At 39.0% G+C, this 14,620-nt stretch carries 13 protein-coding genes and 1 pseudogene; 13 read left to right on the top strand and 1 reads right to left on the bottom strand.

The window, feature by feature from the left end; translation table 11 throughout:
- Positions 1-11 precede the first annotated feature (11 nt).
- The 10 genes and pseudogenes from DWX73_RS07335 to iadA all read left to right on the top strand — a co-directional run bounded on the left by DWX73_RS07335 (position 12) and on the right by iadA (position 9,621).
- Positions 12-659 carry a potassium channel family protein gene (locus tag DWX73_RS07335; RefSeq protein WP_118348221.1) on the top strand — a complete coding sequence of 216 codons (648 nt, stop codon included), beginning with the start codon at positions 12-14 and terminating at the stop codon, positions 657-659.
- Between the two features lie 164 nt (positions 660-823).
- The gene (locus tag DWX73_RS07330; protein WP_118348199.1) at positions 824-2,383 is read left to right on the top strand and encodes an ATP-binding protein; all 1,560 of its coding nucleotides are present in this window, start codon (positions 824-826) and stop codon (positions 2,381-2,383) included.
- A gap of 28 nt (positions 2,384-2,411) precedes the next feature.
- Positions 2,412-3,113 (top strand): response regulator, encoded by a 702-nt coding sequence (locus DWX73_RS07325; protein WP_118348198.1) that lies wholly within the window; start codon positions 2,412-2,414, stop codon positions 3,111-3,113.
- Between the two features lie 116 nt (positions 3,114-3,229).
- Positions 3,230-3,646: a Fur family transcriptional regulator gene (locus DWX73_RS07320; protein WP_118348197.1), complete on the top strand. Its 417-nt coding sequence runs from the start codon at positions 3,230-3,232 to the stop codon at positions 3,644-3,646.
- 54 nt (positions 3,647-3,700) lie between these two features.
- Positions 3,701-4,600 (top strand): metal ABC transporter substrate-binding protein, encoded by a 900-nt coding sequence (locus tag DWX73_RS07315; protein WP_118348220.1) that lies wholly within the window; start codon positions 3,701-3,703, stop codon positions 4,598-4,600.
- Between the two features lie 13 nt (positions 4,601-4,613).
- On the top strand, positions 4,614-5,282 hold the full coding sequence (locus tag DWX73_RS07310; RefSeq protein WP_118348196.1) for a metal ABC transporter ATP-binding protein: 669 nt from the start codon (positions 4,614-4,616) through the stop codon (positions 5,280-5,282).
- Positions 5,279-6,088 (top strand): metal ABC transporter permease, encoded by an 810-nt coding sequence (locus DWX73_RS07305; RefSeq protein WP_118348195.1) that lies wholly within the window; start codon positions 5,279-5,281, stop codon positions 6,086-6,088. Before DWX73_RS07310 ends, DWX73_RS07305 begins: the two co-directional genes overlap by 4 nt.
- 3 nt (positions 6,089-6,091) lie before the next feature.
- On the top strand, positions 6,092-7,786 hold the full coding sequence (locus DWX73_RS07300; protein ID WP_118348194.1) for an amylo-alpha-1,6-glucosidase: 1,695 nt from the start codon (positions 6,092-6,094) through the stop codon (positions 7,784-7,786).
- A 49-nt stretch (positions 7,787-7,835) separates the two neighbouring features.
- Complete coding sequence (locus tag DWX73_RS07295) at positions 7,836-8,270, top strand: hypothetical protein (protein WP_118348193.1); 435 nt, start codon at positions 7,836-7,838, stop codon at positions 8,268-8,270.
- A 182-nt stretch (positions 8,271-8,452) separates the two neighbouring features.
- A pseudogene (iadA, locus tag DWX73_RS07290) lies at positions 8,453-9,621 on the top strand (beta-aspartyl-peptidase).
- Positions 9,622-9,795: 174 nt separating this feature from the next.
- Here iadA and DWX73_RS07285 read toward each other — a convergent pair.
- The gene (locus DWX73_RS07285) at positions 9,796-11,109 is read right to left on the bottom strand and encodes a Na+/H+ antiporter NhaC family protein (RefSeq protein ID WP_199413547.1); all 1,314 of its coding nucleotides are present in this window, start codon (positions 11,107-11,109) and stop codon (positions 9,796-9,798) included.
- A gap of 220 nt (positions 11,110-11,329) precedes the next feature.
- Between DWX73_RS07285 and DWX73_RS07280 the strand changes: the two genes are divergently transcribed.
- From DWX73_RS07280 to DWX73_RS07270, 3 genes are all read left to right on the top strand, one after another.
- Positions 11,330-12,853 carry a hypothetical protein gene (locus DWX73_RS07280; RefSeq protein ID WP_118348191.1) on the top strand — a complete coding sequence of 508 codons (1,524 nt, stop codon included), beginning with the start codon at positions 11,330-11,332 and terminating at the stop codon, positions 12,851-12,853.
- Between the two features lie 81 nt (positions 12,854-12,934).
- Positions 12,935-13,492, top strand: coding sequence for a M48 family metallopeptidase (locus DWX73_RS07275; RefSeq protein ID WP_118348190.1), 558 nt, complete (start codon positions 12,935-12,937; stop codon positions 13,490-13,492).
- A gap of 183 nt (positions 13,493-13,675) precedes the next feature.
- Positions 13,676-14,560 (top strand): YitT family protein, encoded by an 885-nt coding sequence (locus DWX73_RS07270; RefSeq protein ID WP_118348219.1) that lies wholly within the window; start codon positions 13,676-13,678, stop codon positions 14,558-14,560.
- The last annotated feature ends 60 nt before the right edge of the window (positions 14,561-14,620 follow it).

Below are 14,620 nucleotides of genomic sequence, written 5' to 3'. Positions count from 1 at the left end.
CATCCGTTATGATGAAATCAGTATTATTAATTGGGTTAGGAAGGTATGGACGTCATATTGCTATGAAACTGGATGAGCTTCATCATCAGGTCATGGCAGTTGATATAGAGGAAAAACGCGTAAATGCAGTACTTCCATACGTTACGAATGCACAGATTGGAGACAGTACCGATGAAGAATTTATAGAATCACTGGGGGTTAGAAATTTTGATCTTTGCATTGTTGCAATTGGTGATAATTTCCAGAGTTCACTGGAAACAACTTCGTTGTTAAAAGAACTTGGTGCAAGTAAAGTAGTTGCCCGCGCTGCCAGAGATGTACATGCAAAGTTTCTTTTGAAAAATGGTGCGGATGAAGTGGTGTATCCGGAAAAGCAGCTGGCAGCATGGACAGCAATTCGATATACGGCAGATCATATTCTTGATTATGTTGAATTAGACTCAGAGCATGCAATTTTTGAACTCACAATACCTATGAAATGGATCGGAAAAACAGTAGGGCAGTTGGATATTAGAAATAAACATAATATTAATATCATGGCATTTAAACATGAAGGAAAAATGGACATGAATATCAAATCTACAACGAAAGTTCCAGAGCATAGTACTATGCTTGTACTTGGAAATGTAAAAAATATTCAAAAGTGTTTTCATATATAAGAGGTGAGTTCGGTGAAAGAGATAATGCTTACTTGCGTACTGGCAGTATACGGTTTATATGGCTGGCTTCAAATGCGAAAGTTGGATCAGTTTCTTGAAGAAAACTGGAAAAAAGAAGAATGATGGAGTATAGTAGCTAGTAATAAAGCAGGAGGCAAGGGTGCATGGATGAAGAAAAAAAGGAAAAAATGAAAAGAAGCCTAATGTTTTCGGCAGCAGACATTATGAAAAGTATTGGTATTCTTGCAGCTGCAAGCTGTGTGGGATTTTTATTTGAACAACTCGGATTTGCAGAGGCAAATATTATTACGGTATATGTATTTGCAGTATTGATTATTTCAGTTGTAACCGTTAATCGTGTATACAGTCTTGCTGCATCTATTGTTAGTGTATTGATTTTCAATTTTCTGTTCACCTATCCGAAATTTACGCTGCATGCATATGAACAAGGATATCCGGTGACATTTCTGATTATGTTTGCAGCAGCGCTGTTAACAGGAACATTGGCAACAAAGTTAAAGGATAGTGCAAAACAGTCTGGGAGAGCAGCATTTCGAATGAAGGTTCTGCTCGATACCAATCAGCTTTTACAGCAGGCAAGAAATCGTGAAGAAATTATCTCTGGCACAGCGAATCAAATTGTCAAGCTTTTAAACCGCGATATTATTGTATATCAAGTAAAAGAGAAATCGTTGGGAGAAGCAGTGTTTTTTCCGGCAGAGGCTGAAAATTGTGAGGAGAGATTTCAAGAGTATCAAAAAGAACGTTCGGTGGCAGTGTGTGCATTTCATAATAATAGACATGCCGGCGCAACAACGAAGACATATGGTGAGGCAAAATGTCTGTATCTTGCAGTACGTGTTAGTGATGCTGTTTATGGTGTAATTGGGATTGCGATTGGAGAGCAGCCATTGGAGGAATTTGAGAGAAATATTTTGTTGTCGATTCTCGGGGAATGTGCGTTAGCTCTTGAAAATGAGAAAAATGCGAGAGAGAAAGAGGAAGCTGCAATTTTGGCAAAAAATGAACAGCTTCGGGCCGATCTTTTAAGAGCGATATCGCATGACCTTCGTACACCGCTTACATCCATTTCAGGAAATGCCAGTAATTTGATGTCTAATGGAAAATCTTTTGACAATGAAACAAAACAGAATCTTTATCAGGATATTTATGATGATGCAATGTGGTTGATTAATCTTGTAGAAAATCTTCTTTCTGTTACTAGATTAGAGGAAGGGAGACTCAACTTGCATATTTCAGCAGAACTTGTGGATGAAGTTGTGCAAGAAGCATTAAGACATATCAATCGTCTTCGCACAGAACATACTATTTCTGTAGAAAATGAAGATGATCTTCTGCTTGCAAAGATGGATGCGAGACTGATTGTTCAGGTTTTGATTAATATTGTGGATAATGCAATTAAATATACGCCGAAAGGTTCACATATTTCTATTAGAACAATGAGAAATGAGGATTGGGCAGTCATCTCTATTTCAGATGATGGTCCGGGGATTTCGGATGAAAATAAAAAACAGATTTTTGATATGTTTTATAGTGGAGCGAATCAGATTGTAGACAGCCGGCGAAGTTTAGGTCTTGGATTATCGCTGTGCAAATCGATTGTAAATGCACATGGGGGGACTATTTGTGTAGAAGATAATTTGCCTCATGGAACAATTTTTACCTTTACATTACCAGTAGAAGAAATTAAACTTCCTGAATAGAGAAGAAATGAATCATGGAGGCAGTGAAATGAATAAACCATTAATTTTGGTTGTGGAAGATGATGCATCAGTGAAAAATCTTATTACCACAACATTAAAGGCACATGAATACCGTTATATAACTGCGGGGAATGGAGAAACAGCAATTTTGGATGCTTCTTCTCATAATCCTGATATTGTACTTCTGGATTTGGGCTTACCGGATATTGATGGCGTAGAAGTCATTCGAAAGATTCGAACATGGTCTAATATGCCAATCATTGTTATTAGTGCACGAAGTGAAGATACAGATAAAATCGATGCGCTTGATGCCGGGGCAGATGATTATTTAACAAAACCATTTTCTGTTGAAGAGCTCCTCGCAAGGCTTCGTGTGACACAGAGGAGACTTACTATGATGCATAATGAGACGGCAGTGGAATCCTCCGTTTTTATAAATGGAGCACTTCGAATAGACTATGCGGCAGGATGCGCTTTTTTAGGAGAAGAAGAGCTGCATTTAACACCAATAGAGTATAAATTGCTTTGTCTGCTTTCGAGAAATGTAGGAAAAGTTTTGACGCATACGTTTATTACTCAGCATGTATGGGGAAGCAGTTGGGAAAATGATGTAGCGTCGCTCAGGGTGTTTATGGCAACACTCAGGAAAAAAATTGAAAAGGGGGAAAATTCTCCTCAATATATCCAGACACATATTGGTGTTGGATACCGAATGATAAAAGTAGAATAAAGTCAAAGAATGCTTCGGTGCTTTAAAAGTTCCGGAGCTGTTTTTTACCTCTTGACATCTTCAGAGAGAAGTTTATAATATGAAAATGAATTTCATATTCAATAGGAGAACAAAAGATGATTCGAGGAAACTATCGCACAAAACAACAGAAAGATATTTTGCAATGTCTGGAGAAATATAAAAATTGCTTTAAAAGCATAGAAGATTTGATGCAGGATTTAAGGAATGAAGACCTTCATGTAGGACAGACAACGATGTATCGTGCTCTGGAACGATTTTCATTGGAAGGGAGCGTTTTGAAAATTCCTTCTGTGGCAGGGCAGCCGGCACGTTACTGCTATATTGGAAAGAACAATACGGATCGTTATGGTCGGCTTGTTTGTCTGGAGTGTGGTGAAGTAATTCCGTTGAAATGCGGATGTATGTCAGAATTTGCCGAGCATGTGTTGAGCGATCATCATTTTCAACTGGATGAACAGAACACGATTTTCTACGGATATTGCGAAGAGTGTCGCAAAAGTCAGAAAAACTAAATAGGGATGAACAGATTAGGAGCGATCAATATGTGGCAAAAAGGAGACAGAAAAATGAAGAGAGCAGGAAGAAGTGTAATAGTGGCAATGTTGGCAGCACTCATATTGACAGGATGTACTAAGGAGAAAAAGGAACAAGTGCCTAAAGAAGAAACAGATAAAATACAAGTTATGGCAAGCTTCTTTCCGATGTATGATTTTGCACAAAAGATTGGCGGAGACCGGGCAGAAGTAACCAATATGGTTCCTGCGGGGACAGAGCCGCATGACTGGGAGCCTTCTACAAAAGATATTCAGAAATTGGAAATGGCGGATATGTTTATTTACAGCGGAGAAGAAATGGAATATTGGGCAGAAGATGTATTAACATCTGTAGAAACTAATAAGCTGGAAGTGGTTGAGGCATCAAAAACTGTAGATAAGCTAAAAGAAGAGGGCGTATCAGACCCACATGTGTGGCTTGATCCAATGAATGCTAAGTTAGAGCTTGAACAGATAAAAGAAGGTTTTTTAAAGGTAGATCCTGATAATAGTGAGTACTATGAAAAAAATTATGAAACTTGTGTCGACAGGTTGGAGGAGTTAGATAGACAGTTTGAAGAAATTATTTCTAAATGTGAGAAAAAAGAAATCGTTGTTTATCATGAAGCCTTTGGCTATCTTTGCAATGCCTATGGGCTTTTGCAAGTTGGAATTACCGGAATTTCTCCGGAAGAAGAACCATCACCAAAACAAATGGAGGAGGTAATTCATTTTATTCAGGAGAAAGATGTGACAACCATTTTCTTTGAAGTTTTGTCAAGTTCAAAAACGGCGGAGATCATTGCAGAGGAAACAGGAGTGCAGACGGAAATTTTAAATCCGTTAGAAGGACCGGGGGTTGGTGAGAAGCAGGGAGATTATTTTTCTATTATGGAAAACAATCTGAAAGTGTTAAAAGAAGCATTACAATAGAAAGGTGAATGGTATGATGGAAGAGATAAGAATGGAGCATGTAACATTTTCTTATCAAGACACACCGGTACTGACAGATTTGAATCTTTCTGTAAAAGCAGGAGAATATGTTGTGCTGACAGGAGAAAATGGGAGCGGCAAGAGCACTTTGATGAAATTGCTTACAGGAGAACAGAAACCGGACAGTGGTATGATAAAAGTTTTTGATCATTTGGTAACGGAAGCATTCCATGATAAAAGAATAGGATATGTACCGCAGAACAGTATTAGCAGAAATCAGGGATTTCCGGCAACGGTAGAAGAAGTTATGATGACAGGCTTGTACGGAGTAATCGGACATTTCCGTTTTCCGAGAAAACAGCATAGAGAGTGGGTTCGGCAGAAGTTAAGAGAATTTGATATGGAAGAGTTTGCGAAACAACGGATCGGGGCTCTATCCGGGGGACAGCAGCAGAGAGTCATGCTTGCACGAGCGATGGCAGGATGTCCCCAATTGCTGCTTTTAGATGAACCTACAGCCGGCGTAGATGCGAATCGGGTAGAGATGCTTTACGAATTATTGCAGAAAATTAATGAAGCATCTCATGTGACGATTCTTATGATTACGCATGGAGATTTGGAAAGCTGTTCAGGAGCAAGCCGAATTTTAAGACTGCGGGAAGGGAGACTGGAAACACTATGAGCATGTTAGAATATAGTTTTATGCAGAGGGCATTTCTGACGGGAATTTTGTTAGCAGTCATCACACCCTTAATTGGAATGACAATTGTTTTAAAAAGGATGTCTATGATTGGAGATGCGCTTTCCCATGCGTCTCTTGCAGGCGTGGCGTTAGGATTGATTCTTGGAATCAATCCGGTGGCAGGAGGAATGTGTGTTTGTGTGACAGCGGCACTTACAATGGAAGGAATCCGGAGAAAATTACCACGGTATGCAGAAATGTCTACAGCAATTGTTATGTCAGCCGGTATTGGATTGGCAGGAGTTCTCTCTGGTGCAGGGGAGAGCGGGGCGAATTTAAATAGTTTCTTATTTGGAAGTATTGTCTCTATCAGTCGGCAGGAAATGCTATTTGTATGTGGGATTAGTCTGCTTGTATTGTTGTCAGTGCTGCTGCTTTATAAAGAGTTGTTTTACATTGGATTTGACGAAACTGCGGCAAGAATTTCAGGAGTTCCGGTAAAACAAATTAATTTTATTTTTACAGTACTGACAGCACTAACAGTATCTGTTGCTGCAAGGACAGTAGGTGCGCTTATTGTATCCTCCATGCTTGTTATCCCGATTGCCTGCGGAATGCAGATAGGAAGAAGTTATCGGGCCGTATTGGCCGGAGGTGTGCTTATTGCGGTACTGACAACGATAGCAGGACTCACACTAGCTTACTATACGGGATTAAAACCAGGAGGAACAATTGTGTTGTTGGAAGTGGGCTGTTTTGTGCTGCTTTTGGCAGTCAAAGGATTGAGAAAAAAGAAAGGAAACTAATTTATGGCATATGATCTTCAAAAAATTCCTTTTAGCGCATATGGTTCGTATTTTGTAATTTCTGTTCATCCAAAAGACGGGGCTCTTTATCTTAGAGATATTCATGGAGGTGATGAAGCCCCATCTTATCTCTATCGGATAGAACTGGAAGGGTGTAATGAAATTGAAATCTTGCATGAGAAAACCGAATTAAGGATATACAGTAAAAAGGAACCGAAAAACTATGCTTCTTTTGTTGTAGGAACAAACAGAAAAACAGATATGCTCTATGTTTGTGTGGAAGGAGTCGATCTCCGATTTTATGCGGTGGGAGGTTCTTATGACACACTTGTTCCACTTTCACAAATGAGATATGAGCATCACTTGGCAACAAAACAGCTGAAAATTATGTTTACATGCCAACAGGGGACTTTGATGCAAAAACAAGATTGGACGGTGCGAGGCAGCAGTGATGTTGTACTTACGGCAAAGGCAGGGAGCCGGATCGTACTGGAAAGTTACCGAACAGTTCCGTCAGAACAGCTGTATCGCACATATGAAGAGATGAAAGAAGAGCAGAGAAAATCACTTCAGAAGTGGGAAAACAGCTTTCCAAATCCAACGGGAAGATTCGAAGACAGCAGAAAGCTGGCAGCATATATTACGTGGATGAATTTTGTGCATGCGGAGGGAAGGCTGACAAGAGATGCGATGTATATGTCTAAAAACTGGATGTATAATATATGGAGTTGGGACAATTGTTTTGCAGGGATCGCCCTTAGCCATGCACATCCAGAAAAAGCATATAATCAAATGAAGGTATTTATCGATGTGCAGGATGAGAGCGGATGCTATCCGGATTATGTAAATGAAACATTTGCGTCCTATAGCTTTGTGAAACCGCCAATACATGGATGGGCATTTTGCAAAATGATGAAACAAAATGCAGCGCTGAGAGCACCTGCCATCATGCAGGAAATGTATGAGAGTCTTGTGAAAATGACAGAATATTGGATGAAATACCGCAGACATAATGAAGCGGTGTATCCGGTATATTATCATGGAAATGATTCCGGTTGGGATAATGCATCTGTATTTCACAGGGGAATGCCGGTGGAATCTCCGGATCTGTCAGCATTTCTCATACGGCAGATGGATTGTCTTGCAGAAATTTCATCTGAGCTTGAACGGCATCAGGAAGCAATGAAGTGGAAGCAGATGGCAGATGAGTGGTATGGAGGATTTTTGGAACGCTTCTTTGAAAATGGGAGATTGTATGCGATTGAAACGATTTCACAAGAAAAGATCAGAGAAGGGAACAGCCTTCTTATGTATTTGCCGCTTGTAATTGGGTATCGTTTTCCGAAAGCGGTGCGGGAGCAGCTTGTCAAACAGCTGTTGGAAACATTTGAGACACCGTATGGGCTTGCAACAGAAGCGCCGGACAGCCCTTATTACAAAAAAGGCGGTTATTGGCTTGGGCCTGTGTGGGCGCCGACAACATATCTTATGGTTGATGCACTTCGGGAAAATGGATATGTTACAGAAGCAAAACGGCTTGCAGAGAAATTCTGCCGTCTGACAGAAATCGGACTCATGTCAGAAAATTACGATCCGTTTACAGGAGAAGGATATGATGATCCGGCATTTTCATGGCCTTCCTGTGTATTACTCCAACTTCTTGAAGAAATGAATGAGGAAAATGTGTATAAAAACTGAATTTGTGTGGATAATAAAGATAAATTCTTGAAAAACGGAGGAAAACAGAATGAATCTAAGCGATACAATTCAGTTGCTGAAAGAGTGCAATGCAGGAAGCAAAATGGCAGTTTCTTCCATTGATGAAATGTTGGATAAAATAAAAAGTGAAAAGTTTCGGGCAATCCTTATTGCCTGCAAAGAAAAACATAGCAAATTAGGAAATGAGCTGCATGCGCTACTGAACGAATACAGAGAAGAAGAAAAAGATCCAAGCATGGTTGCAAAAGGAATGTCCTGGGCAAAAACGAATATGAAAATGGCAATGAACGACAGCGACGAAACCGCAGCAGACTTGCTGACAGATGGGTGCAACATGGGCGTAAAAAATTTGCGAAGATATTTAAATGATTATCCGGAAGCAGATCATCGGGCAAAAAAAATCTGTGAAAATTTAATCACTCTGGAAGAAAATCTTTCTGAGGAATTAAAAGAATTTTTATAAGCAAAATGACTTAAAGGGGGAAGAGCATTCTCCCTTCTTTGCTGTGAAGAAATATGTAGTAAATAATCCGGATGGAAACAATGGAATGTACGAAATATGGATGAACTATTTTAGAAAATGGTGTATGATAGAAAACAGAGGATTCACAAATCATACGAAGTAAAAGGAGAGTGGATGGTTTCATGTATTTAATTAAAAATGCAGAAGTTTATGCGCCGGAATATCTTGGAAAGAAGGATGTTCTGTTAGGCGGAGAAAAAATATTGAAAATAGGAACAGATCTTCCGGCAGAAATATCTTATGGTGTGGAAGTGATCGACGGAACGGGAAAGACGCTGATGCCGGGACTTATTGACAGCCATGTACATATTCTTGGTGGTGGAGGAGAAGGCGGCGCCAAGACAAGGACACCTGAAATTATGCTTTCCAATATTATCGAGGCGGTGTAACAACTGTAGTAGGCTGTCTCGGAACCGACGGCTGTACGAGAACTATGGAAAATCTTCTGGCGAAAGCGAAAGGGCTTGAGGAGGAAGGAATTACAACATTTGTTTATACAGGTTCTTATCAGGTTCCGGTGCGAACCCTTACCGGAAGTATTATGAACGACATTATTTTGTTTGATCGGATTATTGGAACAGGAGAGATTGCCGTTTCGGACCATCGTTCATCACAGCCGACAAAGGAAGAATTTGAAAAAATTGTTTCAGAGACAAGAGTAGGGGGAATTCTTTCGGCAAAAGCCGGTGTAGTAGATATCCACATGGGAAGCGGAAAGAGAAAAATGGAATTACTCCGCCATATTCTTGAGAATACAGAAATTCCGGTATCTAATATGCTTCCAACTCATGTGAATCGCAGTCGTGAAATGATGACAGAAGGAATCGATTATGCCAAAACATACGGTGGTTATATTGATCTTACAACAAGTTTCGATGTTGAACATACAACGACAGATGAAGTGAAAGCAAGTAAGGGACTGAAAGAAGCGTTAGAAGCAGGAGTTTCTTGTGATAAAATTACATTTTCTTCAGATGCACAGGGAAGTCTTCCGGTTTTTGCACCGGACGGTTCTTTTGCAGGATTGGGTGTAGGATCGATTACTTCTCTTTACCGTGAAATGAAAGATGCTGTATTACAGGAAGGAATTAATCTGGAAAAGGCTTTAAAGGTTGTAACTTCAAATCCGGCAAGAATTTTGTGCCTTTCTCAAAAAGGAAGCATTGCAGAGGGAATGGATGCAGATCTTGTTTTGGCAGATCAGGACACATTGGAGATCGATACGGTATTTGCAAGAGGACAGCAAATGATGTCAGGAAAAGAAATCCTTGTAAAAGGTACATTTGAATAGCGTGTGGGAAATTTTTTATTGCAATCGTTGGAACTGATGACGAAGCATATATAAAAGGCGCTACTGAATTGTACCGAATTTCCAAGCGTTAGAATTTTTTTGTCTAACTTTTGGGAATCGGTACAGAGTTTTGTTCAGCAGCGCCTTTACATTTCTAATGTATCAAAGCGGATATTATTTTGTGTTTCTCTGCGGTAATAGGAAAATAAAGATCAGTGAACTGATCAGTAATAATCCAGGGTAGAAGAGATTTGGGATAATGTCAAAAGCTGATACTTCATATCCTAATTCAGCAGCGGCAGAAATTGCAACAAGCATTTGAGCGCCGTAAGGGCTGATACCTTGTGAAATGCAGGAAAATGTATCTAAAAGAGAGGCAGCCTTACGCGGCGTGATATCATACTCTTTGGACATTTCTTTGGCGATCGGGTTGGCCATAACGATTGCAACCGTATTGTTTGCAGTTGCAACATCCATTGCACCGACTAAAAGCCCCATGCCGAGCTGGCCACCGCGTTTTCCTTTAAAGATACTGCGAATCGCAGATAATAATGCTTCAAATCCACCATATTCACGAATAAGAGCACACATTGCTGCCACAAGGATTGCTACCATGGATGTTTCAAACATTCCCGCTGCCCCAGAGCCCATATTTGCAAGAAGATCTGTTGCGGCTGTCTGACCTGTACCAAGCATAATGGCTGCTCCGGAAATAATACCGACCAAAAGAACAATGAACACGTTGATGCCGGCAATGCCGCCAATTAGTACGAGGATGTATGGAATGATCTGGATCAAATGATAAGATTCGATAACAGCTCCGTTTAGTTCTGTTTTAAAAGATAAAACAAGAATCAGCGCTAAGGTAGCGAAAGCTGCAGGAAAGGCAATTCCAAAGTTCTCACGGAACTTGTCCTTCATTGCACAGCCCTGACCGTTGCAGGCTGCAATCGTTGTATCAGAAATAAAGGAAAGATTATCCCCGAACATTGCGCCGCCCATGACAGAACCAATACAGAGTGGCATATCAAATCCGGAAGCAGTTGAAACCGCAACTGCAATCGGTGTTAGCAATGTAATCGTTCCTACAGAAGTTCCCATTGCGGTTGATACGAAGCAGGCTACAACAAAAAGAACTGCCACAGCATATCGTGCCGGAATTAATCCAAGCATAAAATATGCAACACTCTCAGCGCTGCTTCTTCCAACAACACCAACGAAAGTACCTGCTGTTAAAAAGATCAAAAGCATTGTAATAATATTTTTGTCAGCGAGCCCCTGGGCCATCAGACTTAATTTTTCATCAAATGATACACTGCGGTTCTGCAAACATGCAACTAAAATTGCTGCCAAAAAGGCAATGATAATCGGAATGTTATAAAATCCCATCGGGATTTTCATGACATACTCAAACAGAATTCCCAGACCAAGATATAAGACCAGAAATACTCCGATTGGCAGCAAGGCAATTGGATTACTTTTTTTCATTTGGATATTCCTCTTTCTTATTTTCATTTGCGTAAAACACATTAACCACTACTATACATTATTTTATCGGTAGAAACAACTATGAGATATAGTAAATATATAGTGAAAATGTATAATGCCGGACAGAAAAAGATTAGAATGGAAGTATTGTAAACAGAGGCAGATGTTGTAACTTTTTGAGAAAAGTAATTGATTTGCGTAGGAAGTGAGGATTTTTCAAATGGGTCAAAATAAAAAGTCAGAAAGAATTGGAATGGAAAAAACTTCAAGAGATGGGAAAAAAGCAAAAGTAATCGAGTATCATTCTTGTGAAAACTTCATTATTGAATTCGAAAATGGATTACAGCGCAAATTAACCAATTGGCACTATTTTGAGAACGAAAAATTTAATTACCAATATATGTTTCATAAAGTGCGAACTTCCGGGCGTGTTGGAACAAAATTACGAATGAACAATGGAATGACAGCGGTTGTAGATCTTTACAGAAATTGTCATGATATGGATATCCGATTTGAGGATGGAGAAATTGCGAGTCATGTTTCATGGCGTGATTTTAAAAACGGAAATGTTGCACACCCAATATTAAAAGGGACGCAAATCTCTATCAATGAGCTGACGCTGGCATTTTATTTGGAACCGCTTGGATTTCATAAAATTCCGCAAAGATCCACAGAGTCTTTTGAATTGGGATTGAACGGAAAAGAACTGGATTTGTATGATCCGGAACACAAAATAGCAGTAGAATATGACGGGGAATATGTACATAAAGCCAGTGAAAATGATTTGGAAAAAAATATGTTATTGATGAATTTAGGGATTACATTATATCGTTTCCGGGAACCGAAATGTTCTGATATTACTGGAAATTGCTATATTCTTGAAGAAGCTAAAACATTTTCAAAATCGCTGGAATTGGCTTTAAAACAATTTGTATGTCATATATTAAACGAGGATGAAAAGAAAATTGATTTTCAGAAAGATATAGAAGAAATTAAAAAATTTATACGAAAGAGGAAAAGAAGTAATCTTCATCTGTTTGAGCAAAATGTGATGTCAAATGGAATGGTTGGAACCATCATTGCGATGAGATCATGTCAGGATATTGATGTGAAATTTGAAGACGGTGCCATTGCTTATAACAAATGCTATGGAAGTTTTAAAGAGGGGAGTATAGCCCATCCAAATGCAACTAGCGCAGCAAAAAAAGAGCAGAGACTTTACCAAAGTAAAATCATGAACAACGGACATATGGCTACAGTAATTGAATATCGGGGATGGGAAAATAATACAGTAGAATTTGATAACGGAGAAAAAGTGTACCATGTGAAATGGGAAAATTTTGAATGTGGCAAGGTCGGTCTTCCGTCTTCTTATATTAAAAATCATATAGGAGAACGGCAACTTCAAAAAAGAGGCGCTGTTGCAGAAATTATTTCCTGCAGAGATGCAAATCATATTGACGTTCGTTTTGAAGACGGTATCATTATTAGAAATCGAAAATATGACGATTTCAAAAAAGGCGTCATTGGACATCCGAAATTAGCACCGGTACGCAATAGAAAAGAGAAAGAACGACTCGGTGAAATAAGGAAAATGAACGATGGAACTGTAGGAAAGATTATTTCATATAAGAATGCCAGCGATATTGATGTGGATTTTGGAGAAAATCGTATCGCAAGACATAAAGCATATGCCAATTTTGCGAGTGGGAAGATTAGATGTCCCAGAAACAATCATGAATAGATGTGAAAAAGAACAATAAAGTAAATATTAGCTGTGATCAGATTTATCCATCTAGTATTAAGGAGGTGTGACATTTAAGAAATGAAAAATAATATGAATGTGATCAGAAGTAATCGCAAGTCGATCTCCATTGAAATCAGACAAGATGCTACCATCCTTGTTCGTGCACCATATCAGATGCAAAATACAGAGATAAATAGATTTATAAAAGAAAAGGAAAATTGGATCATAAAGCATCTGAAAAAAGCGGAAGATAGACAACGGGAAATGAGAGACATCCAAAAACTTTCTGTACAGGAGATTCAAAAGCTGACAGATCTGGCTTTGAAGATCATTCCGGTGAAGGTAAAATATTTTGCGGGAGTAATGAATGTAAACTACGGTCGTATTACAATTCGGAATCAAAAGACGAGATGGGGAAGCTGTAGCGCAAAAAGGAATTTGAATTTTAACTGTCTGCTTATGCTTGCACCGGATGAAGTCGTGGATTATGTTGTTGTCCATGAACTTTGTCATTTGATAGAGATGAATCATTCTAAAAAATTTTGGGCACAAGTCGAACAGGTAATGCCGGATTATAAGAAACATAAACAATGGCTGAAAGATCATGGAAGTGAAATTATAGGGAGAATATACTGATATTTCGATATTCAGATATTATGCAGAGAAAAAATAGCACTTGACAAAATGAGTAAAATAATGTTAGTCTAGTGCCCTAAGAGCGAAAGCGCATTTATATTTATGTATAATGTCACTTTCGCTCTTTTTTTGATGAAATGGAGGTATAACAGTTATGAAAACGCAGTTTCTATGCAATTTTCTATGCAAAAAGTAAAAACATTTGTAACGCAATTAACTTGGGAATTTATAGGAAGTGTATTCATTGCAGCCGGAATTTACAATTTTGCTGTACAGGCTAAATTTCCAATGACAGGATTTTCAGGGATTTCAATTATCTTATATCGGCTGCTGAATGTTCCGATTGGACTTTCCACGATTGCACTAAATATCCCGCTGGCGATTATTTGTTATCGACTTCTCGGAAAGAAATTCTTTGTCAGTTCTCTGCGATGTATGTTGATTTCTTCTTTGATGATTGACTATGTGGCACCACTATTTCCGGTATATGAGGGGGATAGATTATTAGCAGCTCTTTGTACAGGTGTATTTGGCGGTATCGGATATGCATTGATTTATTCTAAAAACTCTTCTACCGGTGGATCAGACTTTATTATTATGGCGGTGAAAGCGATCAAACCGCATTTATCTCTTGGGAAAATTGCATTTTGGTCTGATGTCGGAATCATTTTAGTTGGTGGAATTCTATTCCGGGATATCGACGGAATCATTTATGGAATGGTTGTAAATTTCATTTTTGCTGTTGCGGTAGACAAGTTAATGTATGGAATTAACTCGGGAAAACTCGCATTGATCGTCACAGAACATGGCCACCAGATTTGCGAAGTGATAGATGAATGTTGTCAACGAGGAGCTACCATTTTAAATGCGCAGGGCGGATATCATAGAAAAGAAAAACAGGTAGTGATGTGTGCCTGCAGCAACAAAGAAATGTTCCATGTACAGCAAGTTGTAAAGAAAGCAGATCCGGATTCCTTTTTAATTGTACTCGAATCCAATGAAGTTCATGGAGAAGGGTTTAGTGTGAAAGAAAGTAGAAGTAAGCCAATAAGTGACGCACTTATCTAAGCTGTCTAAAATAAACAACTTTTGGAAGTGATATAGAATTAGAAAATTAATTCAAGAAGC

The organism is Coprococcus sp. AF21-14LB (assembly GCF_003458885.1).
Taxonomy (GTDB): domain Bacteria; phylum Bacillota; class Clostridia; order Lachnospirales; family Lachnospiraceae; genus UBA9414.
This window is presented reverse-complemented; position numbering and strand designations above follow the sequence as displayed.

Coding starts and splice junctions, on each gene's coding strand:
- DWX73_RS07335 (WP_118348221.1), top strand. CDS start 12: ATGAAATCAGTATTATTAATTGGGTTAGGAAGGTATGGACGTCATATT.
- DWX73_RS07330 (WP_118348199.1), top strand. CDS start 824: ATGGATGAAGAAAAAAAGGAAAAAATGAAAAGAAGCCTAATGTTTTCG.
- DWX73_RS07325 (WP_118348198.1), top strand. CDS start 2,412: ATGAATAAACCATTAATTTTGGTTGTGGAAGATGATGCATCAGTGAAA.
- DWX73_RS07320 (WP_118348197.1), top strand. CDS start 3,230: ATGATTCGAGGAAACTATCGCACAAAACAACAGAAAGATATTTTGCAA.
- DWX73_RS07315 (WP_118348220.1), top strand. CDS start 3,701: ATGAAGAGAGCAGGAAGAAGTGTAATAGTGGCAATGTTGGCAGCACTC.
- DWX73_RS07310 (WP_118348196.1), top strand. CDS start 4,614: ATGATGGAAGAGATAAGAATGGAGCATGTAACATTTTCTTATCAAGAC.
- DWX73_RS07305 (WP_118348195.1), top strand. CDS start 5,279: ATGAGCATGTTAGAATATAGTTTTATGCAGAGGGCATTTCTGACGGGA.
- DWX73_RS07300 (WP_118348194.1), top strand. CDS start 6,092: ATGGCATATGATCTTCAAAAAATTCCTTTTAGCGCATATGGTTCGTAT.
- DWX73_RS07295 (WP_118348193.1), top strand. CDS start 7,836: ATGAATCTAAGCGATACAATTCAGTTGCTGAAAGAGTGCAATGCAGGA.
- DWX73_RS07285 (WP_199413547.1), bottom strand. CDS start 11,109: ATGAAAAAAAGTAATCCAATTGCCTTGCTGCCAATCGGAGTATTTCTG.
- DWX73_RS07280 (WP_118348191.1), top strand. CDS start 11,330: ATGGGTCAAAATAAAAAGTCAGAAAGAATTGGAATGGAAAAAACTTCA.
- DWX73_RS07275 (WP_118348190.1), top strand. CDS start 12,935: ATGAAAAATAATATGAATGTGATCAGAAGTAATCGCAAGTCGATCTCC.
- DWX73_RS07270 (WP_118348219.1), top strand. CDS start 13,676: ATGCAAAAAGTAAAAACATTTGTAACGCAATTAACTTGGGAATTTATA.